Raw genomic sequence first — 26423 nt, forward strand, 5'->3', positions numbered from 1 at the left:
GCGCCCGCCCTGGCGGTGAGCGCAGTCCTTCGTTAGCTGCTCTTAGAAGCGATACGTCGCCGTCAGCCGCACCGCATTGGTGGAAAAGTCGGTATCGGTGCGCCGCAGGTCGGTGCCGGCCGGGTTGACCCGCAGGAACGGGTTGGTGGCCGGCGCGGTGCCCAGTCCGACGCGCACGCGGGTGTCTTCGTCCTGCAGGCGGGTGAACAGATATTCCACGCCCACCGAGACATGGTCGCTCAAACGACGCTGCAGGCCGACGCCGGCCTGGTAGCCGTCGGCGCTGTCGCCGCCGCTGCCGGTGAAGCTGTTGGCGGTGTTGCTGCTGGCAAAGCTGTGGTCGAACTCACCGCGCGCCACGCCTGCGGTGAAGTACGCCAAGTAATTGCCTTGCTGGCCGAACGCATAGCCGATCCGGCCACGCAACGCCGCGGTGCGGTTGAGCTGGCGGGTGAAGGTGTACAGCGCCGGCGTGGTGCTGAAGGCGCTGACGCTGTCGCGGATATCGTTGCGGGTGTACTCGGCTACCACGCCATAGACCCAGTTACCGGCCTGCCAGTCGTAGCCCAGCCGTGCGCCGTATTCGGCGCCGCCCTTGTCCTTGCTGCAGCCGCTGGCCGGCGTGCGCCCGGCCGCTGCACCACCGCAAAATCCGGGCGAGAACGCATCGGCGCCGGTGGCGGTGCTGACCTGGTCGCCGTCGCGGCCATCCAGATCGGTATCGAAGCCGAAACGGCCGCCGGACACGCCGGCAGGATCGGCGCCGCCCACGTTGGCGCCAATGGAGAAGCCGGACCAGTCGGCCGGGCCGGTTTGTGCCCAGGCGGGGGGGCGAGGGCCAGTAACACGATGGCGGCGGAGGCGAGCGGGGTGGTTTTCATGGAGTCTTCTCAAGGCGGGCGCAGTGCGCCGGTCAAGGGCATACGCAGCTGAGCCCGCTACGGATGCACGCCTTTCCTCGTCGGGCAGGGGTTGCGACAATGGGGTTTCCGTCTTCCTACGAGCTGCCCATGCAATCGACGGCGATCGCCCCGTCCATCCTGTCCGCCGATTTCGCCCGTCTTGGCGAAGAGGTGAACAACGTCCTCAAGGCCGGCGCCGACTGGGTGCACTTCGACGTGATGGACAACCATTACGTGCCCAATCTGACCATCGGCCCGATGGTGTGCCAGGCGCTGCGCAAGCACGGCATCACCGCGCCGATCGACGTGCACCTGATGGTTGAGCCGGTGGACCGCATCGTGCCGGACTTCGCCGACGCCGGCGCCACCACCATCAGCTTCCACCCCGAAGCCAGCCGCCACGTGCACCGCACCATCCAGCTGATTAAATCGCACGGCTGCCAGGCCGGGCTGGTGCTCAATCCGGCCACCCCGGTGGATATTCTCGACTGGGTGCTGCCGGAGTTGGATCTGGTGCTGGTGATGTCGGTCAATCCCGGCTTCGGCGGGCAGGCGTTCATTCCCTCGGCGCTGGATAAACTGCGCGCCATCCGCAAGAAGATCGATGCGCTGGGCAAGCCGATCCGGCTGGAGATCGATGGCGGGGTCAAGGCGGACAATATCGGCGCCATTGCCGCCGCCGGCGCCGACACCTTCGTGGCCGGCTCGGCGATCTTCAACGCGCCCGACTATGCGCAGGTGATCGCGCAGATGCGCGCGGCGGTGGATGCGGTGCGATGAGTGGGCAGGCAGTGCAGATCCGCAGCGCCACGCCCGATGATGTGCCGCTGCTGCATGAGTTGATCACCGCGCTGGCGGTGTACGAGCGCGAACCGGACGCGGTGAAAGCCACGCCCGATGCATTGCGCGTCAGCCTGTTCGGCGAGGGCGCCACCGCGCATGCGCTGATCTGCGAGCACGACGGTCAGGCACTGGGATTTGCCGTGTATTTCTTCAATTACTCGACCTGGCTCGGCCGCAACGGCCTGTATCTGGAAGATCTGTTCGTGCGCCCGGAAGCGCGCGGCAAGGGCGCCGGCCTGGCGCTGCTGCGTCACCTGGCGCAGCTGGCGGTGCAGCGCGGCTGCGGGCGTTTCGAATGGTCGGTGCTGGACTGGAATCAGCCGGCAATCGATTTTTACCAGGCCGTCGGTGCCCGACCGATGGAAGGTTGGACGGTGTACCGGCTCGATGGCGAGCGCCTGGCCGCATTTGCTGCGGGCGGTTAAGCGCAGCTCGCAGACGTCGCGAGCAGTCGAGAAGGAAATGTGGGCGACGCGCTCAGCGTCGGAATGTGTGCGTGGTCCATGCCGTTCCGAGCAATGCCCGCTCCGCCCGATGCGGAGCCCAGGGGTTGGTGGTCGCTTGGGGCCTCGCATCGCACACAAAAAGAAGGCCGCTCCACCCGGAGCGGCCTTCAAGAAAATTGGAGGCTGATCCTGCCTCCGCCCGTCGTCCCTGCTATGGCCTTCTACTCTCCGGGCTATCGATGACATGGCAATGACAGCCTGGTGGCATTACGTATTCACGATCCGCCCATTGGCGCACTGCTAGCCTGCGGACACCCATCTCACAGCATCGGCAGCGCGCATGGCCCCGTCCCACTGGCGTCTGATCCTCAACGGCAAGTCCACCGATAATCTGGACGTGCGTGAGGCGGTGGCAGAGTTACGCAACCGCGGCGTACAGCTCGAGGTGCGCGCCACCTGGGAGGAGGGCGACGCCGAGCGCTACGTCGCCGAAGCGGTCGCCGACGGCGTGCACACCGTGGTGGCTGCCGGTGGCGATGGCACCTTGAGCGAGGTGGCTGCCGCGCTTGCGCACCACGACGACGATGCCGCCAGCCTGCCATCGCTTGGTCTGGTCCCATTAGGCACCGCCAATGATTTCGCCACAGCTGCCAACGTTCCGATCGAACCGCTTGAGGCGCTGAACCTGATTGCCGACCGCCCTGCGCAAGCGATCGACCTGCTGCGCATCGATACCCCGCACGGCCCCCATTGGTGCGCCAATGTCGCCAGCGGCGGCTTCGGGACCCAGGTCACCGTGGAAACCGACGAAGGCCTGAAAAAAATGCTCGGTGGCCTTGCCTACTTGATTACCGGCATGTCGCGGCTAGGCCGGATCGACCCAATCAGTGCCCGTTTTTCAGGCCCGGATTTCAGCTGGGAAGGCGAATTCATCGCATTGGGTTTAGGTAACGGGCGCCAGGCCGGCGGCGGTCAGGCGCTGTGCCCAGAGGCCGTGATCGACGATGGTCTGCTCGATGTCACCATCGTGCCTGCACTCAACGGCGAGGTGGCCGCAACGCTCGGCACCCTGGTCACCGGCGGCAAGCAGGCGGCGTTGGAGCGCGTCGCCGTGCGCGCGCGGCTGCCCTGGCTGGAAATCGTCTCGCATCAGCCGCTTACGCTGAACCTGGATGGCGAACCGGAAACCTCGCTGCATTTCCATGTCGACTGCGTGCCTGCACGGCTGCGGATGCATTTACCGATGGAGTGCCCGTTGCTCAGCGCGTGAGCGCTAGGGTTGGGAAGCCGTGATCGGGGAGGTGGAAGTCGAATTTGGGATTTGGAAAACCTGATCCTGCAGTGCGCCCCGCTTAAAGGCCCGCTCCGCTAGTGGGGAGTGAGGGTCGGTGCGGCAACACCCACACCCGAGGCACGCACCTCGCCCTGCACAGGCGCACGACGAGGAGCGCACTGCCCGGAACGTGATACCAGCCCGCGCGCTGCCCTGCCCGACAACACCCTACCGACCCAACGCACCTTCGCAATCAGCACCGCATCCGCCCGCGTGCCTGCTGCCCCGAAGCGACACTTGCGCTACAGTAGTCACGTGTCCCGCCTGACGACCCCACGCTCCTTCTCTTCCGCTCGCCGCTGGTGGCGATGGTGGCCCGTTGCCGTCGTCCGCCCCGCCACAGAGTCCCGGAAGGAAAGTCGTCTTGATCACTGCAGAGCAGTTCCAGCGCCAAGCCGCTGAAGGTCACACCCGTATCCCCGTTGTCCGCGAAGTGCTGTCCGACCTGGACACGCCGCTGTCGGTCTATCTGAAGCTCGCCGACGGCGCCTATACCTATCTGTTCGAATCGGTCGAAGGCGGTGAGCGCTTCGGCCGCTATTCCATCATCGGCCTACCGGCGCGGCGCGTGTACAGCTTCCGCGACCACACGCTGGAAGTCAGTGAACACGGCGAAGTCATCGAAACCCGGCAGGTCGCCGACCCGCTAGCCGAAGTGGACGCGCTGCGTACCGAGCATTCGGTGCCGCAACTCGATGGCCTGCCCGGCTTCACCGGCGGGCTGGTCGGCTGGTTCGGCTTCGAGTGCATCCAGTACATCGAGCCGCGCCTGGGCACGGGAGACAAGCCCGACGAACTGGGCACGCCCGACATCCTGCTGATGCTCTCCGAAGAGCTGGCGGTGTTCGACAACCTCAAGGGCCGTCTGTACCTGATCGTGCATGCCGACCCACGTCAGCCGCAGGCCTACGTACGCGCCAACCGCCGCCTGGACGAGCTGGCGCATCGCCTGCGCCAGGGCGGCGCCGGCTATCCGCAGGCGCAGATTTCCGATGCCATCGACGAATCGGATTTCCATTCCTCATTCACCCGCGAGCAGTACCACGCGGTGGTGCGCAAGGCGCAGGAATACGTGCGCGCAGGCGACATCTTCCAGGTGGTGCCCTCGCAGCGGTTGCGTGTGCCGTTCCGTGCACGCCCGGTGGATGTCTATCGCGCCTTGCGTGCGTTGAATCCCTCTCCTTACATGTATTTCCTGGATGTCGGCGGCACGCAAGTCGTCGGCTCCTCGCCGGAAATCCTGGCGCGCCTGCGCGATGGCGTGGTCACCGTGCGTCCCATCGCCGGCACCCGCCCGCGCGGCGCAACGCCGGAGCTGGACAAGGCGCTGGAAGAAGAATTGCTGGCCGACCCGAAAGAGCGCGCCGAGCACGTGATGCTGATCGACCTGGGCCGCAACGATGTCGGTCGCGTGGCCGAACCGGGCACGGTCAAGGTGGGCGAGCAGTTCGTGATCGAGCGCTATAGCCACGTCATGCACATCGTCAGCGAGGTCACCGGCACGCTCAAGGCCGGCCTGAATTACAGCGACGTGCTGCGTGCCACCTTCCCGGCCGGCACCGTCAGCGGTGCGCCGAAAATCCGCGCGCTGGAAATCATCCGCGAGCTGGAGCCGGTCAAGCGTAACGTCTACTCCGGCGCGGTCGGCTATATCGGCTGGCATGGCGACGCGGATACCGCCATCGCCATCCGCACTGCGGTCATCCAGGACGGTTATCTGTATGTGCAGGCCGGTGGCGGCGTGGTCTACGACTCCGACCCCGACCTGGAATGGCAGGAAACGATGAACAAGGGACGCGCGCTGTTTCGCGCCGTTGCCCAGGCTGCCAAGGGGCTGTGATGGACGGGCAGGGCAGCGCTGCGCGCATCAGCTTTCGCAACGACTACAGCGAAGGCGCGCATCCACGCGTATTGCAGGCATTGGCGCTCGCCAGTGCCGAGCAAAACGCTGGGTATGGCACCGATCGGCATAGCGAACGCGCTGCGGCATTGATTCGCACGGCCATCGCGCAACCGCAGGCCGCCGTGCATCTGCTGGTGGGCGGCACGCAGACCAACCTGATTGCGATCAGTGCGTTTTTGCGACCGCATCAGGCGGTGATTGCAGTCGAGGCAGGGCATATCGCCACGCACGAAACCGGCGCCATCGAAGCCACCGGGCACAAGGTACTCACCGTGCCGGCACTGCACGACAAGCTGACGCCCGCATTGATCGCGCCGGTACTGGAGGTGCACAGCAACGAGCACATGGTGCAGCCGCGGCTGGTCTACCTCTCCAACAGTACCGAAAGTGGCACCATCTACACGCGTGCCGAGCTCGAAGCGCTGTCGCGCTTCTGTCGCGCCCACGATCTGCTGCTGTATCTCGATGGCGCGCGGCTAGGTGCGGCACTCACTGCTAACGGTAACGATCTGGATCTGCCGACGATCGCCGCGCTCACCGATGCGTTCTACATCGGCGGCACCAAAAACGGTGCGCTTCTCGGCGAAGCCTTGGTCGTGATCCATCCTGCCTTGCAGGCCGATTTGCGTTACCTCATCAAGCAACGCGGTGCGCTGTTGGCCAAGGGCATGGTGCTCGGCGCGCAATTCGCCACCTTGTTCGAAGATGGCTTATTTTTCCAACTGGCCGCGCACGCCAATGCCATGGCGCAGCGCCTGCGCGCCGGACTGCTGGCCGCGGGCGTGGAATTCACCAGCGACTCACCAACCAATCAGCAATTCATCGCGGTCACCGCGCAGCAGGCCGAGCAGATCGCACGCCGCTACGACTTCGAACGCTGGGAAACGCGCGGCGATGGGCGGCTGGTCATTCGCTTCGTGACCTCGTGGGCGACCACAGCTGATGCCGTCGATCGTCTGTGTGCGGATGTTGCTGCGCTTTTACGAGACCCCACACACAGGGCCGTTTCCAGGACACAAGGATGATGACGATGAAAAGACTCGCAGGTTGGATGCTCGCTGGCGCTCTGCTGTTGCCCGCGATGGCATCGGCGCAGATCAATACCTTGCCATCGCAACCGCATTTGCTGGTGAAAGGGCAGGCATTCCGCACCGTCGATCCGGACCGGTTCATCATCGATCTCAAGGTCAGCAAGACCGAACTGCAGCCGGATCTGGCACGCAAGTTTGTGGAGGAGCGCGCACGCGTGGTCCTGGACGGATTGCAACGCAACCATGTGTTGAAGGATTCGCTGTATGCCTCCGCGTTGTCGATCGCGCCGCAGTCACGTTATGAAGCGGGCAAGTCCGTCTTCGAAGGCACCCGGGTGGAGCGCAAGATCCGCGGCACATTTACATCCTTAAAAGATGTGCGCGCCTTCCTTGGTGGCTTGGATGCCAACGAAAACGTGCAGGTGCTGTCGATGCAGACTGGCTACGCCGATGCCGCCGCCTTGCGTGCAGAGCTCAAGCGCGAAGCCGCCACGCAGTCGCGCGAATCTGCGCAGGGGCTTGCCGCCGCCTACGGTGTGCGGCTTGGCGGGATCTACAGCATCTCCGATGTAGCGCCGAGTTTTGCCTATGGTGTCGAGGCAGGCACCTGGGCCGCCCCCAACGCACCAAGGCAAGGCTCGGTGGTATCGCCGCCGTCGCCACCGGCACCGCCCCCTCCGCCGCCACCTGCGCCAGGTGCGGGCGCGCAGAGTCTGGGTGAAAGCCTGCTGACCGGCACCATTACCTATACCGAATACATCTATGCGGTCTTCCTGATCGCGCAATGAGTCCCTTGCCATGCTGCTGATGCTCGATAACTACGACAGCTTCACCTACAACCTTGTGCAGTACCTGCAGGCGCTGGGTGCCGAGGTCACGGTGGTGCGCAACGATGCGATGAGCGTCGAGCAGATTGCTGCGCTCAAGCCCGAGCGCATCGTGATCTCGCCCGGCCCGTGCACGCCCAACGAGGCGGGGATTTCGCTGCAGCTGATCGAACAGCTGGGCCAGACCACGCCGATCCTGGGCGTGTGCCTGGGGCATCAGAGCATCGGCCAGGTCTACGGCGGCGATGTGATTCGCGCTGGCAACATCATGCATGGCAAGACCTCGCCGATCCGCCACGAAGGCAAGGGCGTGTTCGCCGGCCTGCCGGACAGTTACGAGGCCACGCGCTATCACTCGCTGGTGGTCGATAAGACCACCCTGCCGGCTGCGCTGGAAGTCACCGCGTGGACCGAAAATCCGGATGGCTCGGTGGAAGAGATCATGGGCCTGCGCCACCGTCAGTTTCCGGTGGAAGGCGTGCAATTTCATCCCGAGTCGATCCTGACCCAGCACGGTCATGCCCTGCTGAAAAACTTTCTGGAGCGTTGATCGCGATGGTCGCCAGGCCTGTTGCCGCACGCAGCGCAGCGTGCATCGGCATCCATGCACATGCATTGCGTCGCAATGCCCGGTGGACCGCTGACGGCGTTGCTGCCGCACGCAAGCATGGCTGCTTTGCCGAGGAAGGCGTACACACCCGGCAATTCCCCAAAGGCGCTTCGCGATGAACACGTCCAACGACAGCATGCATTTCTACGAGCCGGCGCAAGGCCACGGGCTGCCGCACGACCCGTTCAATGCCATCGTCGGCCCGCGCCCGATCGGCTGGATCGGCTCGCGCAGCGCCGAGGGCATCGCCAATCTGGCGCCTTATAGCTTCTTCAACGCCTTCAACTACACCCCGCCGATCGTCGGTTTTGCCAGCATCGGGCGCAAGGACAGCTTGCGCAATATCGAAGCGACCGGTCAGTTCACCTGGAATCTAGCCACACGGCCGCTTGCCGAGGCCATGAACGCGAGCGCGGCGATGGTGCCGTCGGAGGTCGACGAGTTCGCGCTTGCCGGGTTGGAAATGGCGCCGTCGCGCGTGATCGATGCGCCGCGTGTCGCGGCAAGCCCGGTCAGTTTCGAATGTCGCTTGAGCCAGCTGCTGCAGCTGCACAGTGCCAGCGGTCAGGCCGTAGAAACCTGGCTGGTGCTTGGCGAGGTGGTGGGCGTGCATCTTGCCCATGCTGCGCTCGATGACGGCATCTACGACCCGGCCAAGGTGCAGACCATTCTGCGTGCCGGTGGCCCGGCCGATTATTTCGAAGTGCAGCCGCAGGCGCGCTTCCGCATGCGTCGGCCCGGCCAATGACCGACGACTGACCGCGTCGATTCGGTCCTGCGCCCCTGGCTACCTGTGCCAGCCATGCGCGGTGGACCCTGCGCGACACACTGCAGGCCCTGCTTGCAGCCGTTTTTCTTATGTCTATGGCCGTTCCCATGCCCATCACGCCCCAAGAAGCCCTGCAACGCACCATCGAACACCGCGAAATCTTCCATGACGAAATGGTGGATCTGATGCGGACGATCATGCGCGGCGAAGTCTCCGACACGATGGTCGCCGCCATCCTCACCGGGCTGCGGGTCAAGAAGGAAACCATTGGCGAGATCGCCGGCGCCGCCACCGTGATGCGCGAGTTCTCGCGCCGCGTGGAGGTGGGTGATCGCCAGCACATGGTCGACATCGTCGGCACCGGCGGCGATGGGTCGCATACCTTCAACATCTCCACCTGCGCGATGTTCGTGGCCGCCGCTGGCGGTGCCAGGGTGGCCAAGCACGGCAACCGCAGCGTGTCGTCCAAATCCGGCAGCGCCGATGCGCTGGAGGCACTGGGCGCGGTGATCGAACTGCAGCCCGAGCAAGTCGCCGCGTCTCTGGCGCAGACCGGCATCGGCTTCATGTACGCGCCAGTGCATCACCCGGCCATGAAGGTGGTGGCGCCGGTACGTCGCGAAATGGGCGTGCGCACCATCTTCAACATCCTGGGCCCGCTGACCAACCCGGCCGGTTCGCCCAACATCCTGATGGGCGTGTTCCATCCGGACCTGGTCGGGATCCAGGCGCGCGTGCTGCAGGAGCTGGGCGCCGAGCGCGCGTTGGTGGTGTGGGGGCGCGACGGCATGGACGAACTTTCGCTCGGTGCCGGTACCCTGGTGGGCGAGCTGCGCGACGGCCAAGTGCACGAGTACGAGGTGCATCCGGAAGATTTCGGCATTGCCATGTCGGCCAGCCGCAACCTCAAGGTGGCCGATGCCGCCGAGTCGCGCGCCATGCTGCTGCAAGTGCTGGACAACGTGCCTGGCCCTTCGCTGGATATCGTGGCGCTCAACGCTGGTGCTGCGCTGTACGTCGCAGGCGTCGCCGACAGCATCGCTGCCGGTGTCGTGCGCGCCCGCGCAGTGCTGGCCGATGGCTCGGCGCGTGCCAGGCTGGACGCGTACGTTGCCTTTACGCGCAAACTCGGCGGCGCTTCCTGACCATGGATCTCGCCGCAACGCTTGCGCAATCCCGCGGCGGCATCCTTACCCTTCCGCTGGCATGCTGCGCACGTTTGCGCGCAGCTGCGGCCCGTTGCGGCCGTCTTGACCGATAATGCCCGCCCGCCAGGACCCGATACGATGAGCGATATCCTCAACACCATCCTCGCCCGCAAGGCCGACGAAGTCGCCGAGCGCAGTGCGCGCGTGCCGCTGGCCGAGCTGATCGCCCGCAGCGCAGACCTGCCGCTCACGCGCGGGTTCGCTGCCGCCATGCAGGCCAGCATCGCCGCCGGCGACCCGGCCGTGATCGCCGAGGTGAAGAAGGCCAGCCCGTCCAAGGGCGTGATCCGCCCCGACTTCCACCCTGCCGACATTGCCGTCAGCTACGAATTCGGCGGCGCAAGCTGCCTGTCGGTGCTGACCGATGTGGATTTCTTCCAGGGCGCCGACGCCTACCTGCGCCAGGCGCGCGACGCCTGCACGTTGCCGGTCTTGCGCAAGGATTTCACCGTCGACCCGTACCAGGTCTACGAAGCGCGCGTGCTGGGTGCCGACTGCATTCTGTTGATCGTCTCGGCGCTGGAAGACGCGCAGCTGGCCGACCTGTCCGGGCTGGCGATGCAGTTGGGGCTGGACGTGCTGGTGGAAGTGCACGACATCGACGAGCTCGAGCGCGCGGTGCAGGTGCCGGTGCCGCTGATCGGCATCAACAACCGCAATCTGCGCACGTTCGAGGTCTCGCTGCAGACCACCCTGGACATGCGCGCTGCGGTGCCGCGCGACCGCATCCTGGTCACCGAGAGCGGCATCGTCACCCACGCTGATGTCCAGCTGATGCGTAGCCATGGTGTGAACGCGTTTCTGGTTGGCGAGACCTTCATGCGCGCGCCAGAACCCGGCGAGTCGTTGCGTCAGCTATTCTTTGCGCATGACTGAGTCGTTTCCCTCACCGCGCGACGATGCACCGCTGGTGGTCTTCGATTTCGATCACACGCTGTACGACGGCGATTCCGGCAGCCACCTGTTCGCTTGGCTGATCAAGCGCAATCCGTTGCGCCTGCTGGTGGCGTTGCTGGCCTCGCCGATCCTAGGCCCGATGGTGGCCATGCTGCCCACCCGCCGCCGTGGTGTGTCCGGCTATGTCTGGATCGCCACCTTCGGCCTGCACCGTGCGCGCGAGTTCAATCGCTTCATCGATGCTTACGTGCTCAAGCACGAAGCGCAGATCCGGCAGCGCCTGCTTCCGCATGCGTTGAAGGTCTTTACCGACCACCGCGCTGCCGGCGATCGCGTAGTGGTCGCCACCGGCGCGCCGCCCGAGCTTGCGCGCGCCATTCTCGGATTCGTCGCCCATCAGGACGTGCCGGTGATCGGCAGTCTGGTCGGGCCTCGACTGGGCGCGGTCACTGCGCGGCGCCACTGCCACAACGAAGAAAAGATGCGCATGCTGCGCGAACGCGGCTACGCCGACATTGCCATCGCGTATTCCGACAGCACCGCAGATCTGCCGCTGTTGAAGGCCGCACGCGCACCAGTAGTGGTTAACCCCAAGGCCAATCGCGAGGATCTGTTCCGCCAGGTGTTGCCCGCTGGCACGCCGATCCTCAACTGGGGCTGCCGCGATCGGGGCGGCAAGGCGCTCTGAGAAAGACACAGGTGTCTTTGTGGCGGAGGGAATGCTGCGGTTCGTGCGTTTCGCCTGCCGGCTCCCGTCGTCGGTGCTGGCGGCAACTACATGAGTTCGCTGCGATCAACCAATAGCCAAGACTGTGATGCAGTCGCGATGCAGACTGTGCGGCCTGATCGGTTGAAAACACACTTATAAGAAGTATCGCGCAAAGCTGCGCCGCTGTAGGCCATCAAGCGAGCCTGAGAGCACAGCAGCGTCGCCTTGATTCTCCCGTCTCGGCATGCAGCCAGCGCACGGGGCACTGGCTGCACTACGCGCTTAACGCGTGCCGTACAGCACCACGGTCTTGCCGCGTGCATGCAGCAAGCCATCGGCCTGCAACTTCTTGAGCACGCGTCCGGCCATCTCGCGCGAGCAACCGACCAGACGTGCGAGCTCCTGCCGCGACACACGCAGCTGCGTGCCCTGCGGGTGACTCATCGCCTCCGGCTCCTTGGACAGATCGTGAAGGGTGCGCACGATGCGATCGGTCACATCCAGGAACGCCAGGCGGCTGGCTTTCCTTGTGGTATCGAGCAACCGTTTCGAAAGCTGAACACCCAGCGCGTACAGGATGCGGGGCGCATCCGGCGACAAACTGGTCTGAAACAGCTGCTGCAGGCGCTCGTAGCTGATCTCTGCCAACTCGCACTGGGTACGGGTACGCAGGATCACTTCGCGCGTATCGGACTCGATGAACAACCCCATCTCGCCGACGAACTCGCCGCTACCGAAGTAGCCCAGCACCAACTCACGATCGTCATCTTCCTCGGCAATGATGCTCACCGAGCCACTGATGACGTAGTACAGGGTGCCGGCCGGGTCTCCTGGCCGGAACACATCGGTCCGGGTTGGATAGCGCCTGCGGTGGCTATGGGCCAGAAAACGCTCGATGGTGCCCGCGTCCAGCGCCAGTGAAGGGGTAGCGTTACGTACCGTCGTAGTGACAACCGTCGTGTTTCCTGGGCTCATGGTAGTTCCGCGTGTAATTCCTGAAGCTTAACGGCATGAGTCATGCAAGGTAAACCATTCTTAACATCGGCATTTCGTTGCTGGGATCTTTGGCTCATAATTGGTTCCTTTCCCGCCTTCCATAAGGACAGACCGACGTGGTCAAGCCGTTGCCTCGCCTGAGGCTACAGGGGTTCAACAACCTCACCAAGGCGTTGAGCTTCAACATCTACGACGTCTGTTATGCGCGTACCGAAGAGGAGCGTCAGCGCTACATCGAGTACATCGATGAGCAATACGACGCCGATCGTCTGACGCAGATCTTGACCGATGTGGCCGAGATCATTGGCGCCAACATCCTCAATATCGCACGTCAGGACTACGATCCGCAGGGCGCCTCGGTCACGATCCTGATTTCCGAAGAGCCGGTGATCGACAAGAAGCAGGCCGGCAAGGAGCTCATTTCCGATGCTGTGGTTGCTCATATGGACAAGAGCCATATCACTGTCCATACATATCCCGAGACCCATCCGCAGGAAGGCATCGCTACCTTTCGCGCCGATATCGACGTTGCCACCTGTGGCGTCATCTCGCCGTTGAAGGCGCTGAACTACCTGATCGAAAGTCTGGAATCGGACATCGTGATCATGGACTACCGCGTGCGCGGCTTCACACGCGATGTGAAGGGTAAAAAGCACTACATCGATCACAAGATCAACTCGATCCAGCACTTTCTCGCCAAGAACGTGAAGTCGCGCTACGAGATGTTCGACGTCAATGTCTACCAGGAAAATATCTTCCACACGAAGATGCACCTGAAGGATTTCGATCTCGATCAATACCTGTTCGAAGAGCGCGCCAAGAACCTGTCGTTCAAGGAACGCATGAAGATCGAGACGTTGCTCAAGCGCGAGATCGAGGAACTGTTTCATGGGCGTAATCTGAGCGAGTAATCGCAAAGAACGACGTATCGCGTGCCTGTCCGCAGGTGCGTCAACGACTCAAGGCGGGACGGCCCGCCACGCGATGACCTCGCGTTCCACAGCCGACGGCGGCCCAGTGTGCAGACACTGGGTCGCTTTTTTTTTGTCCGTTTTTCTGTTGAGGAGTACTGCAATGCCCTGGATTTATCTCGTACTGGCCGGCCTGTTCGAAATCGGCTTCGCCATGGGCCTGAAATACAGCGACGGCTTCACGCGGCTGTGGCCAACCGTGCTGACGATCGGTCTGGCCGGCATCAGCCTGTGGTTTTTGACTCAGGCCCTGAAGACCATTCCGGTCGGCACCGGCTACGCGATCTGGACCGGCATCGGTGCGCTGGGTGTGACCATCGCCGGCATCGCCCTGTTCGGCGACAGCGCATCGTGGTCGCGTCTGGCGTGCATCGGGCTGATCGTTGCTGGTGTGATCGGATTGAAGTTGGTGTCGTAGTCAGTTCCGCTTCGCGGACCTGTTCCCAAATTTCGCTTTGCAAATCTTGGGCACCGACTTCGTAGTTACCTATCCCCACGCCTTTGGCGCGCCCCGCTTGACAAAAGGGGGGGGCTGCTTCGGTGCTGCAGGGTGCGGCGCGTGGTTGCGGGTGTCGGCGGCCGATAATCCGCAATCCCTAGAGCCTGTAGGCGAGGGTCTTCATCAGCTTAGAGGCCAGGGCCATGGCGGTGGGAATGGGCGGCGGGAGGGGGCGAGCACCGGCTTGTTCGGCCTGGTCGGCGTGGCGGGCTTCGTCGATTTTCATCACACGCAGGATCGCGCGGCTGCGTTGGTCGATCTCCGGCAGGGTCTCCAGGTGCTCGTCCAGATGGGCTTCCACCTGGCGCTCGGTCTCGACTACGAAGCCCAAGCTCCAGTCGTCGCCGCGCAGTCCGGCCAGGGCACCGAGCGCGTAACTGCCGGCATACCAGACCGGGTTGAGCAGGCTGGGGCGGCTGTCCAGTTCGTGCAGGCGATCGGCGCACCAGGCCAGGTGGTCGGTTTCCTCCTGCGCGGCTTCCAGCAAGTGATGCTGGGTGTGCGCGTCGCGGGCGACGGCCGCCTGGCCGAAGTACAGGCCTTGCGCGCACACTTCGCCGACATGGTTGATGCGCATTAGCCCCGCAGCATGGCGCCGCTGGTCTGGTTGCAATACGACGTCGGGGGTGTCGATAGCTGGATTGGGGCGCTCGGCGGGCGGGTTGCCGAAGACGGTTTCCAGCGCGCGCTGGGCTTCGACCAGAAGCCGATCGAGCGGGCTGTGCAGTCGGGTAGGGGAGGTCTGGGTCATGGCCCGATTCTGGCGCCCGACCGATCTGCTGCCAACTAGCGCGACCCTCGCGGCGGCGTGACTTGCGCCGTCGCAGGCTGCCGCGTACAATCCCGCCTCTTCTGTTTCGCCTTCACAACGCGTGGCAAAGTTCCAGCGGTCATTGCCGCTGCAATCCGCCCGACCACTCAAGAGTTTTCTCATGACTACGTTCACCGCCAAGTCCGAGACCGTCCAGCGCGACTGGTATCTCGTCGACGCCGCCGGCAAGACGCTCGGCCGTCTGTCCACCGAACTGGCCCGCCGTCTGCGCGGCAAGCACAAGCCGGTTTATACCCCTCACGTCGATACCGGCGATTACCTCGTGGTGATCAACGCCGAGAAGATCGTGGTCACGGGTAACAAGCTGAAAGACAAGAAGTATCACCGCTTCACCGGCTACATCGGTAATTTGAAGACCGAGAGCCTGGAGCAGGCGCTGCAGCGCCACCCGGAGCGCGTGATCGAAATCGCCGTCAAGGGCATGCTGCCGAAGGGCCCCCTGGGCCGCACCATGTACCGCAAGCTCAAGGTCTATTCGGGTGCCGAGCATCCGCACGCCGCCCAGCAGCCGCAAGTTCTGGATATCTAATCATGGCTATCACGCAAAACTACGGCACTGGCCGCCGCAAGTCCTCCACCGCTCGCGTGTTCCTGCGCAAGGGTACCGGCAAGATCACCGTCAACGACCGTCCGCTGGACGAGTTCTTCGGCCGTGAGACTGCGCGCATGATCGTGCGTCAGCCGCTGGAGCTGACCAAGAACACCGAAAGCTTCGACATCCTGGTCACCGCCTCTGGCGGCGGCACCACCGGCCAGGCCGGTGCGATCCGTCTGGGCATCGCCCGTGCACTGGTCGAGTACGACGAAACGCTGAAGTCCGAGCTGCGCAAGGCCGGCTTCATGACCCGCGACGCCCGTGAAGTCGAGCGTAAGAAGGTCGGTCTGCATAAGGCCCGTCGCGCGACTCAGTTCTCCAAGCGCTGATCCATCGCGTTTGCTGCGTCCCGGCTCGCCGGGGCGTGTGCTTCAAAAGCCCGGTATTGCCGGGCTTTTGTCGTTTTTGGCTGTGGGCCTGAATAATTGAAGGCAGTGGCAGTGGCAGTGGCAGTGGCAGTGGCAGTGGCAGTGGCCGGCGGCTCTGAGGGTGACTCCTAATGCAGGAGAGGTTGATCACTTAGGCCTCTTCCGTGTTTTGTGGCGGGACGCCGTGCGTGGGTGCCGTTTGAGATGTTTGTCTTCAGGCGAGCGAATAGGGGCGGGATTGATGCCTGTCGTCCGGCACGACAAGACGGTATCCATGATCTGTTCGGGCGCGCCACAGTGCGTATGTCACTCGGGTGTCGAGGGCTTTAGAGGTTGGGCCTTCCCGGTGCAGGCAATGGCCGAATGCATGCGCGGCGTCTGCATTCGAGTCAATTGCCGTGCGGATTCGGCCGTCGCCATGGGGGCCGCAGGCAACAAAAAAGGCCCGATCGTTGATCGGACCTTCTGTGTTTGGCTGCCCCGGATGGATTCGAACCACCGAATGCCTGAGTCAGAGTCAGGTGCCTTACCGCTTGGCGACGGGGCAATAAAAACGTGTTGTCCCAGAGTATCGCACGCCTGTGCAGGCCTGAATACCGTGGTGGCTATGGGTGGACTCGAACCACCGACCCCAGCATTATGAGTGCTGTGCTCTAACCGGCTGAGCTACATAGCCTAGGGAGCCGGCAATTCTCGCGATGCGCCTGGGTGTTGTCAAGCATTTCGTTTTCAGCTTGTGAGCCGGCCGTCGTCGTGGCAGAGTCGGTGACAGTAGATTTTCAGGAGTCCGCATCGTGATCGATCCGGACGGCTTCCGGCCAAACGTTGGCATCGTGCTGATGCGGAAGGACGGTCAGGTGTTCTGGGCACGCCGTGTGCGCAGGGACGGCTGGCAGTTCCCGCAAGGCGGCATGAACACCGATGAGACGCCCGTTGAAGCCATGTACCGCGAGTTGCGAGAAGAAACCGGGTTGTTGCCCGAGCATGTGGAATTGCTCGGCGCCACGCCTGGCTGGTTACGCTATCGCCTGCCGAGCCGGGCGGTCCGTCGCAACGAGCGGCAGGTGTGTATCGGCCAAAAGCAGGTGTGGTTCCTGCTTCAGTTCACTGGCGACGAATCCCATCTCAAGCTCGACCACACCGATACCCCCGAGTTCGATCATTGGCGTTGGGTGGATTTCTGGTACCCGGTCGAGCACGTGGTGATCTTCAAGCGTGGTGTGTATGCGCGTGCGTTGCGCCATCTGGCGCCGCTTGCCCAGAACTTGGCAGGGCCTGCGGCGGTTGGTGTGATGCCCGAGCGTGCGCTGGAAGCCTGGTTGCCCGGTAGCAGTGCCGCAGGCCACGACAGCCCGCGGAAGCGTCCACGTAAGCGTGGCGGGCCTCAGCCCGTGCGGATTAATAATGATTAACGTTTGGAATTGACACCTATTCTCGTTTGCGGTGCAATCAGCACCGGTCCTCTCCGGATCGCCAGCACCCGACCGATACCGTGTACGTCTGCATCTGTAATGGGGTCACCGACCACCAGATCCGCGAAGCGGCCGAAAATGGCTGCGCCAGTTTGGCCGAGCTGACCATGCGCACGGGCTGTGGGTCCAATTGCGGTTCATGCCTGGAGATGGCCGGCGATCTTCTGAGCAAGGCGCACGCGACCTGCGCGTTGCCGTTGCCGCTGCTGGGTCTGGCCAGCGCCGCCTGACTGGTGCGGCGCGCGCTCGGCGCGCCGGGCGCCTCAACAGGTGATGCATATCTCACTGCTCTAGTCGCCTGCTCCACTGTTGGGATGCATGTTGGCGTCGAGCAGTGCTTGGACAGGTGCCTGGCTCTTTCCGCACCTCCCAGTCACCTCCGATGCGGCATGCGTGGTCTTGCCGCATGCCGGGGCGGCAGCACGCAACTGATCACGATTCGCGTTCCTTCATGCGCCGCGCCAACGCGTTAGAGTGCGGCCGGCTCACTGTCTCGGAGACATCGCATGAAGGGCGATACCAAAGTCATCGAGTACCTCAACAAGGTGCTCTACAACGAACTCACTGCGATCAACCAGTATTTTCTGCACGCCAAGATGCTGAAGAACTGGGGCCTGAAAGAACTGGCCGAGCATGAGTACAAGGAATCCATCGACGAGATGAAGCATGCGGACAAGTTGTCCGACCGCATCCTGTTTCTCGAAGGGCTTCCCAATTTTCAGGCGCTGGGCAAGCTGCGTATCGGCGAGAACCCGACCGAGATGTTTCGCTGCGACCTGGCGCTGGAGCGCGAAGCGGTCGCGGTGTTGCGCGAAGCCGTGGCGTATGCGGAAACCGTCAACGACTACGTGAGCCGCCAGCTGCTGGTGGACATCCTGGAGTCGGAAGAAGAGCACATCGACTGGTTGGAAACCCAGCTGGATCTGGTGGCACGGATCGGCGAGCCGAATTACCTGCTGACCAAGCTGGACGACTGAGCGCGTTCAGCGCAGTGTTGAGCGGCATTGTGTGGGGCAATGGGGTGTTGAGGTTGGCGCTTGCACTGCTGGGGAGCATGTAAGCGCTGCAGTCGCGCGTGAGTGTTGTGCTATAGCCGATTGGCTGCGTGCTGCATGTGGCTTTACGCGTACCCTCACCCCAACCCGTCTTCCGGCGGGAGAAGGGCTCAGTTTTTCTTTCGCTGCGGGATTTCTTCTATTGCGTTGCCTGGCCGGTTCTTGTCGCCGGCTCTTACACCTGGCCGCTCAACCGGCTGCGCGGGTTGCGGCTTGTAGGCGGGCGACCTGGCCCAGCAGGGCCAGACGGGCGCGGGCGTATTCGGCGATCACCAGGGCGACCATTACCGAGGGGCGTTCGATGGTGCCGGTGCGGGCGGCCAGTTCGATGCGCCGCGCGGCGTTGGACACGGCCTGAGCGCCCACGTTGGCGCTGGAGGATTTGAGCGTGTGGGCCAAGTCGCGCAGCTGCATGCTGTCGCGGTTGGCGGCTGCTGCTTCGAGTCGCTCGATGATGCCAGGGGCATCGTCCAGGAACAGCTGCAAGATGGTGATGGTGTCGGCGCCAGCGACCTCGTACAGCTCATCGATGACGCTGCTGTCCAGGATCGGCAGCGCGCGCGCCTGGGCGCCGGCGCTGGCGCTTTCGGGATCGACCGGGGCTGCGCCGCTGGTTGGGCCAGGCAGCAGCGGCTGACGCGGCAGCCAGCGCTGCAGGCAGGCATCGAGCTGTTCGCGGGCGACCGGCTTGGAGAGGTAATCGTCCATGCCGGCGGCCAGGCAGCGTTCGCGGTCGCCGGCCATGGCGTTGGCGGTCATCGCCACAATCGGAATCGGTCGGCCGCCGCTTTCGGTTTCCATCGCGCGCCAGCGGCGAGTGGCGGCATAGCCGTCCAGCACCGGCATCTGGCAGTCCATGAACACCATGTCGTAGCGGGTGGATTCCATGCTGCTCAGCGCGGCTTCGCCGTCGGTGGCGGTGTCGGCCTCGAAGCCCAGCACCGCCAGCAGCTTCTGCGCGACCAGCAGGTTCACCGGGTTGTCTTCCACCAGCAGGATGCGCATCTCGCGCGCATTGGCCATCGGTGGCGGTAGCGGTTCGGGGATCATCGCCGCGGCCAGCGCATGCACGGGCTTGGCGTCCGGTGGCAGCACCAGGGTCCGCAGCACCTCGTCCGGGCTCTGGCGCGGCGCCAGGGTGGCATTGTCCTGCAGTTCGGCCGGCACCGGCTCGTCGCCGTACAGCCAGATCAGCTTGGAGCCGCTGATGTCTTCCGGGCGGGCCAGCGCGCGATGCACGGCCCGCGCGCTGTAGCGCAGCGTGTCGTGGTCGGCGATGACGCAGCGGAAGCCTTCCCCGTCGCTATGGCGGCGCACGCGTTCCAGCGCTTCCTGCGTGGTTTCCATCAGCACGTGCGACACGCCCCAGCTGTCGAGCAAGCGCTTGAGCCGCTGCGACAGGCGTGCGTCGGAGCTGATCACCATCACCCGCGCCGCATCGGCGCCGGTGCTCTGCTGCAGGTCGCCGATCACCTTGAGCAGCGGGATCTCGAACCAGAACGTGGCACCGCGCCCGGGTTCGGATTCCACGCCGATGCGCCCGCCCATCAGATCGATGATGCGCTTGCAGATCGCCAGCCCCAGTCCGGTGCCGCCGTACAGACGGGTGGTGGAGGCGTCGGCCTGGGCGAAGGAGCGGAACAGACGGGCCTGCTGATCCGGTGCGATGCCGATGCCGGTGTCGCGCACCTGGAACCGCAGCAGGTGCTGGGCGCGGGTTTCGCCCAGGCGCCGCAGCTGGATATCGATGCTGCCGCGCTCGGTGAACTTGATCGCATTGCCGATCAGGTTGCCGAGCACCTGACGCAGGCGGATCGGGTCGCCGCGCACCAGCAGGCGTACCGACGGTTCGATGTCCAGGCCCAGGCGCAGCTGGCGGCTTTCTGCGGTGCGTTGCAGCAGCTGCACCACACCGTCGAGCAACTCGCGCAGATTGAAGGTGGTGATCTCCAGTTCGAGCTTGTTCGCTTCGAGCTTGGAGTAGTCGAGGATGTCGTCGACGATGCGCAGCAGCTGCAGCGAGCTGCCGGTGGCGGTCTGCAGCATGTCGCGTTGGTCCAGGCTGAGCTGGCCACTGGAGATCAGCTCCAGCATCGGAATGATGCCGTTGAGCGGGGTACGGATCTCGTGGCTCATGGTGGCCAGAAATTCGCCCTTGGCCAGGGTTGCGGCTTCGGCTGCCTGTTTGGCGCGCAGCAGCTCCTGTTCGAGTTCGCCGTGGCGTTGCAGTTCCTGTTGCAGGCGTTCGCGGGCGAGCTCCGCCTCGCCCAAACGTTGCACCAAACCTTGCTGGGTGCGGGCGCTACGCTGGGCGGCGACCGTCGCGCACAGGGCGAACACCACGGCCAGCGCCGAAGCGCTGGCGGTGAGCGCGCGCCAGGGTCCCTGGATGTCGCTCCATTGCAGGCTCGCGCCCACCGCGACGGTGAGCGCGGCAACCGTGGCCAGAGCGCTCCAGGCGCGAAGGCCTCCTGCCTGCGCCGTCATTTAGAGCACCGCGTTCGTGAAGTCGAAATCCAGTTCCTTGCCGACGGTCTGTACCAAGTTGCCCTGGATGAAATCCACGCCGCTCATCCACATTGCCGCGGCTGCCTGCGGGTCTTCGATACGCTGGCCAATGATCAACAGGCCGCGCTGGTGGGCGATGTCGATGACGCTGCGCAGTTCGTCGCGCACCGCGGCATTGCCGTGCGCATCGGCAAAGCGGTTGGCCATGCGCACGAAACTCAGTGGTAACTGGCTCAGCAGTGCATTGGCTTCGTCGCCGGGTTCGAACTGGCTCAGGCAGAACTGCACGCCGGCGGGCATCAGCTTGGCGCAGAACTGCTGCACGGTGACCGCGTGGATCAGGGCATCGTCCAGGCGCAGGTCCACGATCAACGATTGCCCGGCCACGCCGCGTTCGACCAATGCCTTGAGCAACCAGTCGGCGAACGCATCGCGCGCCAGCGTGCGCGGCGATTGCGAAACGAACAGGCGCAGCGGCGGGCTGGCGTGCTGGTACAGATGCAGCAGGCCCAGTGCGTGGTCCATGACCTGCTGGTCCAGGTCGGCGATACGGCCGGCCGCTTCGGCGGCGGGAATCACCTGGCCGGCCGACAGCAGCGTGCCATCGGCCTGGCGCAGCCGCAGCAGCACCTGGTATTGCGCGGTGTCGCCGCCGGCCACTGCCACGATGGGCTGATAGGCCAATTCGAGCTGGCCTTCGACCAGGCGCAGTTGCTCCTGCTGCTCGGCCTGGCTGGGCGCAAGATAGGTCTGCACGCCGTTGCTGCGCAGGCGCGCCTGCAGCGCGGTGCGTTCGACCGCTTCCAGCGCGCTGCCGGTGTCGTCGAAGCCCAGGCCCAGCGGCGCGGCGCCGATGGCGCAGCGCACATGCACCGATTCTTCTTCGCGTACCGGGAAGGCGTGGGCAGAAAGACGCTCGCGGATATCCAGGGCGCGTTGTTCCAGGCCGGTTTCGTCCATTTCCACGGCCAGCAGCAGGAAACTGTTGTCGTTCAGGCGCGCCAGCGGATAAGGCTGGGCGGCAGCGGCCAGGCGATGCCCGGCCTGGGTCATCAGGCGTTCGTAGGCGGCATAGCCGTAGCGTTCGCGCAAGCCGAGTGCGCTGGCGATCTCGATGAAGAACAGGCCGCCGGACTGCTTGCGCTCAAGCGCATTGGCGAGCAGCTCCATCACATGACCGCGCGTGGGCAGGCCTGTCTCGGGGTTGCTGCGCACGCTGACCTGCTCGCCGGCCAGCTGCAGGGCCTGCTGGCGCGCGCGACGGATGCGGTTGGACACCGCAGCGATCAGGTGGCGCGGGCGGATCGGCTTGGTCAGGAAGTCGTCAGCGCCGCTGTCGAGCACTTCGAACTGGCGCTCCGGATCCGGGTCGCCGGTGAGGAACACGATCGGCAGCAACTGCTGGCCCGGCTGCTGGCGGATCAAGGTGGTCAGGCGGATGCCGTCCAGCTCGGGCATGTGCAGATCCATCAGGATCAGATCCGGGTGATAGTCCTGGATCGCCTGCGGCACGCTGGCGGCAGTCATTTCCACCTGGGCATGCATGCCGGCGCCATGCAGCACGCTTTGTGCGAACAAGGCCTGCGAGCGGTCGTCTTCGACGATCAAGACGCGATACGGCGCATCGGCCGCAACATTGTCGCCGCCATCGGCATTGACTGCGGCCATTGCCGAGGAAGGGGGCGACGTCGTTGCAACACGCGTGGCGCCGGCATTGGACGCGGCACGCGCCGGTGCAATGGGCGTCGCATGGCTGGGAAGATTGGCAGCGGCGGGCGCGGGAATGATCGCCGCACTCACCGGCGCGCTGTCGTCTGGCGCGCCAGCGGCCTCGTCGGCCCAACGACGCCAATAATCGGCTGGCGGCGTCTCTGCGCGCAGCGGGCGATTACGCGTGGCGGTGTCGTCACGGGTGGTGAAAGGAACCGGATCTCGGGCGGCCATCGATACTCCCTGCAGTCGCGATGATTATGCGATGAACTTCACGATAGCGGGGAGCGGCGTGCAGCCGGCGTGCTTGCCGCGCGCATCGGCGCAACCAGTCGGCGCATGCCACGCCACAGCAATCGCCACACCCACCACACCACCAGCGCGGCCAGCAGGCTGGACCCCACCGCCAGACTCAGCGCCAGCCACGGGTGCGCCAAGGCCAACGCCAGCGCTGTGGTGGCGATGGTGTCTTCGGCCAGCGACGCGACCCAGTTGCTGGCTGGTTCCGGCGAGGTGTTGAGCAATGCGCGCGTGCCGGCCTTGAGCGTGTGGCTGGTTAGCGCCACACCGGCGCCTGCCGCCAGCGCGCCTGCGCCCAGGTCGCCGTCCGGCGACAGCGTCGCGGCGGCCAGAAATGCGCCGGCCGGCACGCGTGCCAGGGTCTGCAGCAGATCCCAGCCCGAATCCACGCCGGGAATTTTGTCGGCGAAGAATTCGGCCACCGCCAGCGCGCCGGACGTGCCCAGCACCCACCACGACTGGGCCGGGTGCAGGGCGGGCGGCAGCTCGATCCAGCCGAGCAGGCCGGCCAGGCCGACGCCGAACACGGTGAGATACACCCGGATGCCGGCCAGCCAGGCCAGCAGGATGCCGATCACGAACAGATGGGCTTCGCTCATCGCGTTGCTTCCTGCGAACAATGCGGAACTATCGGATAACCGCCGGCCCAGCGCCAGCGCGACGGCCGCTGGCGCTCTGGCACACTACGCCGCCGCCCACAGCGCCGGCCCGTCCGGACCCGATGCCCATGAGACCAGCCGCACGCGTTCAGATCGTCCAACGGGAGTCGGGCGGTGGTCCTTCCCGCGGCCGTTGGCTGTGGAGTGTGATCATCCTGCTCTGGCTGGCCTCGCTGGGCGGGGTGTGGTGGATGGCTACACGCACCGCCGCGCCACGGCTGGTCGAAGCCGAGACGGCGTTGCAACAGGCCCAGCGCAGCCAGGCCCAGCAGCGCCGGCTGATCGAACAATTGCAGCAGCGGCAGGTCAATCTGGCGATGTCCGACAAGATCAGCCGCGCCGCTAATACCGAAGTGCAGGCCTCGCTGGCCGAGCGCGACGAGCAGATCGCCGCGCTGCGCGCCGATGTGGCCTTCTACGAGCGGCTGGTGGGCTCCACCGCGCAGCGCAAGGGGCTCAATGCGCACTCGGTGCAGTTCACTGCCGAGGCCGGCGGCACCTGGAACTACAGCGTGGTGCTGACCCAGAACCTCAACCGCGGCGCGATCAGCCAGGGCCAGCTGCGCTTTGCGGTGGAGGGCGTGCGCGCCGGCAAGCTGGTCACGGTGAGCTGGAACGAGCTGCACCAGAAGTCGGACGCGGCCGGCCAGCCCTATTCGTTCCGCTACTTCCAGCAGTTGGACGGCAGCGTGATCCTGCCGAAGGATTTCACCCCGCAACGTGTCAAAATCTCCCTGAGCGGCGATGGGGCGCCGGTCAATCAGACATTCGATTGGAAAGTCGCCGGCAATGGCGCGGGGGAGTAGCTCATGTTCGGAAATAAATCCAACCGTGGTGCGCAGACCGTGGTCGATACCTTGATCGGGCCGCAGGTGGTGATTCGCGGCGACCTGATGTTCAGCGGCGGGCTCTATGTGGAAGGCCGCATCCTGGGCAAGGTGATTGCCGAAGACGGCGCCAGCGCCACCTTGACGGTGGCCGAGCAGGGCAGCATCGAGGGCGAAGTGCGTGCACCGGTGGTGATCATCAACGGTCAGCTGACCGGCGATGTACATGCGGGCGAGCGGGTCGAACTGGCCGCCAATGCGCGCGTGCAGGGCAATGTGCACTACCAGGTAGTGGAGATGAGCGCCGGTGCGCAACTCACCGGGCGGTTGATCCATGCTGCCGCCGCAGGCGCTACCGCGGCGCTGCCGGCCCCGGAAGGCCATCGCGTCGAGCTGGCCAAGGCCGCGCAGCCGGAAACCGCCGACGCCTGAGCTGCCGCGGCTGAAGCGGGACCGTGTGACTGGCACATTCGGCTTGAAGTGGAGCCGCCTGGCCCCCATGCTGACACCATGAGTAAGCTCGTTTCGCTTCCCACTGCCGCCCCGGCCCCGGACTATCAGTCCATCGACCGGCCGCTGAATTTTTCCGGAGCTGCCGCCGCCAAGGTGCGCGAGCTGATCCAGGAAGAGGGCAACGCCGATTTGGCGTTGCGCGTGTATATCCAGGGAGGCGGGTGTTCCGGCTTCCAGTACGGCTTCGAGTTCGACGAGAACCGCGCCGAAGACGATCTGGCTGTGGCCACCGACGGTGTGACGCTGCTGGTCGATCCGCTGAGCCTGCAGTACCTGATGGGCGCCGAGGTGGACTACACCGAAAGCCTGACCGGTGCGCAGTTCGTGATCCGCAATCCCAATGCCAAGACCACCTGCGGGTGCGGTAGCAGTTTCAGCATCTGAAGCTGCGCGGCTGCGGCCGCGCTGACGTGGTCGGTCGATGGGGCATCGACTGCGCAGGCAAGTGGCATGCAGTAAGGATTGGCCGTCGCGTCCCGATCAAGCCTCGTCGGCAGGCGCTGTTGCACTGCGCGATACGGATGGCGAAGCGCTGCGACACCTCGCACTGCGGATGCATGGCACGGGCGTTATTGAGCTTGTTGTCATCAATGGTGCCTGGCGCGAGTGCGAGGCCCCGCTGCGTGCGCCTACGCCGCGGCAATCGTCATGACGGCAATCGTCATGCACTGCTGGTTGCGGGTGTCGCCAATTATCGGCAGGCTTGCGCCGATGTCAGAATCTACTTTTCCGTTGTCCGGTTTTGCCTTCACCAAGGCGCCGCTCGATCGTGGCGACGCATTGCGTGACGACCCGGCCGCGTTGGCGCAACTATGGTCGCAAGGCCAGGTGCTGTTGATCGATGCCAAGGGCACCGCCCTGGCCGATGCGCAGGGGCAGCCATTGTTGCTGCAGGGCGCGTCGCTTGCCGATGGGCCGGAGGCGGCAATCTTCCTGGGCGTGCGCGACGGCCAGGGCTGGTTTTGCCTGTCGGCCGACCCGCTGGACATCAAGGCGCCACAACGCGTGGATCTGCGCCAGGCGGCGGCTGAGTGGCCTGCGGAGATCGCCACGGCTGTCTCGTATGCGCGGGCCATGCTGCACTGGCAATCGCGCACGCGCTTTTGCGGCGTGTGCGGCGGGGCGATCGTGTTCCGCCGCGCCGGCTTCATCGCGCATTGCACGCAGTGCCAGACCGAGCATTATCCGCGCGTGGATCCGGCCATCATCGTTGCGGTCAGCGACGGGCAGCGCTTGCTGCTGGGCCGTCAGGCCAGTTGGGCGCCGCGGCGTTATTCGGTGATCGCCGGATTTGTGGAGCCGGGCGAGTCGCTGGAACAGACGGTGGCGCGCGAGGTGCACGAAGAAACCCGTGTGCAGATCCAGCACTGCAGCTACGTCGACGCCCAGCCTTGGCCGTTCCCGGGGGCGCTGATGCTGGGCTTCACTGCACATGCCGCGGCGAGCGAAGTGCCGCAGGTGACCGGCGAGCTGGAAGATGCGCGCTGGGTGAGTCACGCCGAGGTCGGCGCAGCGCTGGCCGGGCAAGCTGGTGAAGACGGGATCGGGCTGCCGCCTGCGATTTCGATTGCGCGCGCGCTGATCGAGCAGTGGCATCGCACGCATGGCTGACGGTGCCAGCCGCGAGCGCACGCAGCTGG

27 protein-coding genes, 2 tRNA genes and 1 pseudogene are annotated in these 26423 nt (G+C 64.8%); 22 read left to right on the forward strand and 8 right to left on the reverse strand.

The features are described from left to right. Positions 1-42 precede the first annotated feature (42 nt). Positions 43-881: pseudogene (locus BJD12_RS15005) on the reverse strand (outer membrane protein). Between the two features lie 129 nt (positions 882-1010). Here BJD12_RS15005 and rpe point away from each other — a divergent pair. The 11 genes from rpe to BJD12_RS15060 all read left to right on the forward strand — a co-directional run bounded on the left by rpe (position 1011) and on the right by BJD12_RS15060 (position 11457). Further along, entirely contained in the window at positions 1011-1682 is a 672-nt protein-coding gene (gene rpe, locus BJD12_RS15010) for a ribulose-phosphate 3-epimerase (RefSeq protein ID WP_005990665.1), read from the forward strand. After that, positions 1679-2170: a GNAT family N-acetyltransferase gene (locus BJD12_RS15015; RefSeq protein ID WP_005990667.1), complete on the forward strand. Its 492-nt coding sequence runs from the start codon at positions 1679-1681 to the stop codon at positions 2168-2170. Before rpe ends, BJD12_RS15015 begins: the two co-directional genes overlap by 4 nt. Positions 2171-2531: 361 nt before the next feature. Further along, a complete protein-coding gene (gene yegS, locus BJD12_RS15020; RefSeq protein WP_005990669.1) occupies positions 2532-3461 on the forward strand; it encodes a lipid kinase YegS in 930 nt (309 codons plus the stop codon). Between the two features lie 427 nt (positions 3462-3888). Further along, on the forward strand, positions 3889-5364 hold the full coding sequence (trpE, locus tag BJD12_RS15025; protein WP_005990671.1) for an anthranilate synthase component I: 1476 nt from the start codon (positions 3889-3891) through the stop codon (positions 5362-5364). After that, positions 5364-6452, forward strand: a complete 1089-nt coding sequence (locus BJD12_RS15030) for a threonine aldolase family protein (RefSeq protein ID WP_005990672.1) — start codon at positions 5364-5366, stop codon at positions 6450-6452. Before trpE ends, BJD12_RS15030 begins: the two co-directional genes overlap by 1 nt. Before the next feature lie 5 nt (positions 6453-6457). Beyond that, on the forward strand, positions 6458-7246 hold the full coding sequence (locus BJD12_RS15035) for an SIMPL domain-containing protein (protein WP_042827829.1): 789 nt from the start codon (positions 6458-6460) through the stop codon (positions 7244-7246). A 10-nt stretch (positions 7247-7256) separates the two neighbouring features. Continuing rightward, positions 7257-7835: an anthranilate synthase component II gene (locus BJD12_RS15040; RefSeq protein WP_005990676.1), complete on the forward strand. Its 579-nt coding sequence runs from the start codon at positions 7257-7259 to the stop codon at positions 7833-7835. A 175-nt stretch (positions 7836-8010) separates the two neighbouring features. After that, on the forward strand, positions 8011-8643 hold the full coding sequence (locus BJD12_RS15045) for a flavin reductase family protein (RefSeq protein ID WP_005990678.1): 633 nt from the start codon (positions 8011-8013) through the stop codon (positions 8641-8643). A gap of 128 nt (positions 8644-8771) precedes the next feature. Further along, positions 8772-9809 carry an anthranilate phosphoribosyltransferase gene (gene trpD, locus BJD12_RS15050; protein WP_005990680.1) on the forward strand — a complete coding sequence of 346 codons (1038 nt, stop codon included), beginning with the start codon at positions 8772-8774 and terminating at the stop codon, positions 9807-9809. A 141-nt stretch (positions 9810-9950) separates the two neighbouring features. Next, positions 9951-10748, forward strand: a complete 798-nt coding sequence (gene trpC, locus BJD12_RS15055) for an indole-3-glycerol phosphate synthase TrpC (protein WP_005990682.1) — start codon at positions 9951-9953, stop codon at positions 10746-10748. Continuing rightward, positions 10741-11457 (forward strand): haloacid dehalogenase-like hydrolase, encoded by a 717-nt coding sequence (locus BJD12_RS15060; protein ID WP_005990684.1) that lies wholly within the window; start codon positions 10741-10743, stop codon positions 11455-11457. The genes trpC and BJD12_RS15060 overlap by 8 nt, the downstream gene beginning before the upstream one ends. Positions 11458-11760: 303 nt before the next feature. On the opposite strand, the gene crp is transcribed toward BJD12_RS15060, so the two are convergent. Continuing rightward, entirely contained in the window at positions 11761-12453 is a 693-nt protein-coding gene (gene crp, locus BJD12_RS15065) for a cAMP-activated global transcriptional regulator CRP (protein WP_029218612.1), read from the reverse strand. A gap of 137 nt (positions 12454-12590) precedes the next feature. Here crp and speD point away from each other — a divergent pair, with 137 nt between their 5' ends. Further along, positions 12591-13385 carry an adenosylmethionine decarboxylase gene (gene speD / locus BJD12_RS15070; protein WP_005990692.1) on the forward strand — a complete coding sequence of 265 codons (795 nt, stop codon included), beginning with the start codon at positions 12591-12593 and terminating at the stop codon, positions 13383-13385. A 163-nt stretch (positions 13386-13548) separates the two neighbouring features. Continuing rightward, positions 13549-13863, forward strand: a complete 315-nt coding sequence (locus BJD12_RS15075; RefSeq protein WP_005990694.1) for a DMT family transporter — start codon at positions 13549-13551, stop codon at positions 13861-13863. 178 nt (positions 13864-14041) lie between these two features. Here BJD12_RS15075 and coq7 read toward each other — a convergent pair whose 3' ends face one another. Further along, positions 14042-14695 carry a 2-polyprenyl-3-methyl-6-methoxy-1,4-benzoquinone monooxygenase gene (gene coq7 / locus BJD12_RS15080; protein WP_039423233.1) on the reverse strand — a complete coding sequence of 218 codons (654 nt, stop codon included), beginning with the start codon at positions 14693-14695 and terminating at the stop codon, positions 14042-14044. Positions 14696-14876: 181 nt separating this feature from the next. Between coq7 and rplM the strand changes: the two genes are divergently transcribed. Beyond that, positions 14877-15305, forward strand: a complete 429-nt coding sequence (rplM, locus tag BJD12_RS15085; RefSeq protein WP_003483082.1) for a 50S ribosomal protein L13 — start codon at positions 14877-14879, stop codon at positions 15303-15305. 2 nt (positions 15306-15307) lie between these two features. Then, on the forward strand, positions 15308-15700 hold the full coding sequence (gene rpsI / locus BJD12_RS15090; RefSeq protein WP_005990700.1) for a 30S ribosomal protein S9: 393 nt from the start codon (positions 15308-15310) through the stop codon (positions 15698-15700). 511 nt (positions 15701-16211) lie between these two features. On the opposite strand, the gene BJD12_RS15095 is transcribed toward rpsI, so the two are convergent. Together BJD12_RS15095 and BJD12_RS15100 are read right to left on the reverse strand one after the other, a co-directional pair. Continuing rightward, positions 16212-16286: transfer RNA gene (locus tag BJD12_RS15095), tRNA-Gln, on the reverse strand. A gap of 52 nt (positions 16287-16338) precedes the next feature. Further along, positions 16339-16415 (reverse strand) — tRNA-Met (locus BJD12_RS15100). A 118-nt stretch (positions 16416-16533) separates the two neighbouring features. On the opposite strand from BJD12_RS15100, the gene BJD12_RS15105 reads away from it, so the two are divergent. The 3 genes from BJD12_RS15105 to bfr all read left to right on the forward strand — a co-directional run bounded on the left by BJD12_RS15105 (position 16534) and on the right by bfr (position 18188). Then, on the forward strand, positions 16534-17151 hold the full coding sequence (locus BJD12_RS15105) for an RNA pyrophosphohydrolase (protein WP_005990702.1): 618 nt from the start codon (positions 16534-16536) through the stop codon (positions 17149-17151). 80 nt (positions 17152-17231) lie between these two features. Then, positions 17232-17441 (forward strand): (2Fe-2S)-binding protein, encoded by a 210-nt coding sequence (locus tag BJD12_RS15110; protein ID WP_005990704.1) that lies wholly within the window; start codon positions 17232-17234, stop codon positions 17439-17441. 276 nt (positions 17442-17717) lie between these two features. After that, entirely contained in the window at positions 17718-18188 is a 471-nt protein-coding gene (gene bfr / locus BJD12_RS15115; protein ID WP_005990707.1) for a bacterioferritin, read from the forward strand. Positions 18189-18455: 267 nt separating this feature from the next. Here bfr and BJD12_RS15120 read toward each other — a convergent pair whose 3' ends face one another. From BJD12_RS15120 to BJD12_RS15130, 3 genes are read right to left on the reverse strand one after another with little or no spacing between them, the layout of a single operon-like run. After that, the gene (locus BJD12_RS15120) at positions 18456-20714 is read right to left on the reverse strand and encodes an ATP-binding protein (protein WP_039428934.1); all 2259 of its coding nucleotides are present in this window, start codon (positions 20712-20714) and stop codon (positions 18456-18458) included. A gap of 39 nt (positions 20715-20753) precedes the next feature. Further along, entirely contained in the window at positions 20754-22718 is a 1965-nt protein-coding gene (locus BJD12_RS15125) for an EAL domain-containing protein (protein ID WP_005990711.1), read from the reverse strand. A 38-nt stretch (positions 22719-22756) separates the two neighbouring features. Further along, positions 22757-23383, reverse strand: coding sequence for a DUF4126 domain-containing protein (locus tag BJD12_RS15130; RefSeq protein ID WP_005990713.1), 627 nt, complete (start codon positions 23381-23383; stop codon positions 22757-22759). Between the two features lie 128 nt (positions 23384-23511). On the opposite strand from BJD12_RS15130, the gene BJD12_RS15135 reads away from it, so the two are divergent. The 4 genes from BJD12_RS15135 to nudC all read left to right on the forward strand — a co-directional run bounded on the left by BJD12_RS15135 (position 23512) and on the right by nudC (position 26394). Continuing rightward, complete coding sequence (locus BJD12_RS15135) at positions 23512-24249, forward strand: DUF6776 family protein (protein WP_039427069.1); 738 nt, start codon at positions 23512-23514, stop codon at positions 24247-24249. Between the two features lie 3 nt (positions 24250-24252). After that, positions 24253-24702 carry a bactofilin family protein gene (locus BJD12_RS15140; RefSeq protein WP_005990717.1) on the forward strand — a complete coding sequence of 150 codons (450 nt, stop codon included), beginning with the start codon at positions 24253-24255 and terminating at the stop codon, positions 24700-24702. Between the two features lie 78 nt (positions 24703-24780). Beyond that, positions 24781-25167 (forward strand): iron-sulfur cluster insertion protein ErpA, encoded by a 387-nt coding sequence (erpA, locus tag BJD12_RS15145; protein WP_005990719.1) that lies wholly within the window; start codon positions 24781-24783, stop codon positions 25165-25167. Positions 25168-25494: 327 nt separating this feature from the next. Further along, positions 25495-26394 carry an NAD(+) diphosphatase gene (nudC, locus tag BJD12_RS15150; protein WP_039425823.1) on the forward strand — a complete coding sequence of 300 codons (900 nt, stop codon included), beginning with the start codon at positions 25495-25497 and terminating at the stop codon, positions 26392-26394. The last annotated feature ends 29 nt before the right edge of the window (positions 26395-26423 follow it).

This window comes from Xanthomonas vesicatoria ATCC 35937 (assembly GCF_001908725.1).
Taxonomy (GTDB): domain Bacteria; phylum Pseudomonadota; class Gammaproteobacteria; order Xanthomonadales; family Xanthomonadaceae; genus Xanthomonas; species Xanthomonas vesicatoria.

Coding starts and splice junctions, on each gene's coding strand:
- coq7 (WP_039423233.1), bottom strand. CDS start 14,695: ATGACCCAGACCTCCCCTACCCGACTGCACAGCCCGCTCGATCGGCTT.
- BJD12_RS15130 (WP_005990713.1), bottom strand. CDS start 23,383: ATGAGCGAAGCCCATCTGTTCGTGATCGGCATCCTGCTGGCCTGGCTG.
- trpC (WP_005990682.1), top strand. CDS start 9,951: ATGAGCGATATCCTCAACACCATCCTCGCCCGCAAGGCCGACGAAGTC.
- BJD12_RS15040 (WP_005990676.1), top strand. CDS start 7,257: ATGCTGCTGATGCTCGATAACTACGACAGCTTCACCTACAACCTTGTG.
- BJD12_RS15030 (WP_005990672.1), top strand. CDS start 5,364: ATGGACGGGCAGGGCAGCGCTGCGCGCATCAGCTTTCGCAACGACTAC.
- crp (WP_029218612.1), bottom strand. CDS start 12,453: ATGAGCCCAGGAAACACGACGGTTGTCACTACGACGGTACGTAACGCT.
- BJD12_RS15035 (WP_042827829.1), top strand. CDS start 6,458: ATGAAAAGACTCGCAGGTTGGATGCTCGCTGGCGCTCTGCTGTTGCCC.
- BJD12_RS15045 (WP_005990678.1), top strand. CDS start 8,011: ATGAACACGTCCAACGACAGCATGCATTTCTACGAGCCGGCGCAAGGC.
- erpA (WP_005990719.1), top strand. CDS start 24,781: ATGAGTAAGCTCGTTTCGCTTCCCACTGCCGCCCCGGCCCCGGACTAT.
- bfr (WP_005990707.1), top strand. CDS start 17,718: ATGAAGGGCGATACCAAAGTCATCGAGTACCTCAACAAGGTGCTCTAC.
- yegS (WP_005990669.1), top strand. CDS start 2,532: ATGGCCCCGTCCCACTGGCGTCTGATCCTCAACGGCAAGTCCACCGAT.
- BJD12_RS15125 (WP_005990711.1), bottom strand. CDS start 22,718: ATGGCCGCCCGAGATCCGGTTCCTTTCACCACCCGTGACGACACCGCC.
- BJD12_RS15135 (WP_039427069.1), top strand. CDS start 23,512: ATGAGACCAGCCGCACGCGTTCAGATCGTCCAACGGGAGTCGGGCGGT.
- trpD (WP_005990680.1), top strand. CDS start 8,772: ATGCCCATCACGCCCCAAGAAGCCCTGCAACGCACCATCGAACACCGC.
- rplM (WP_003483082.1), top strand. CDS start 14,877: ATGACTACGTTCACCGCCAAGTCCGAGACCGTCCAGCGCGACTGGTAT.
- rpe (WP_005990665.1), top strand. CDS start 1,011: ATGCAATCGACGGCGATCGCCCCGTCCATCCTGTCCGCCGATTTCGCC.
- BJD12_RS15060 (WP_005990684.1), top strand. CDS start 10,741: ATGACTGAGTCGTTTCCCTCACCGCGCGACGATGCACCGCTGGTGGTC.
- nudC (WP_039425823.1), top strand. CDS start 25,495: ATGTCAGAATCTACTTTTCCGTTGTCCGGTTTTGCCTTCACCAAGGCG.
- BJD12_RS15075 (WP_005990694.1), top strand. CDS start 13,549: ATGCCCTGGATTTATCTCGTACTGGCCGGCCTGTTCGAAATCGGCTTC.
- BJD12_RS15015 (WP_005990667.1), top strand. CDS start 1,679: ATGAGTGGGCAGGCAGTGCAGATCCGCAGCGCCACGCCCGATGATGTG.
- BJD12_RS15140 (WP_005990717.1), top strand. CDS start 24,253: ATGTTCGGAAATAAATCCAACCGTGGTGCGCAGACCGTGGTCGATACC.
- rpsI (WP_005990700.1), top strand. CDS start 15,308: ATGGCTATCACGCAAAACTACGGCACTGGCCGCCGCAAGTCCTCCACC.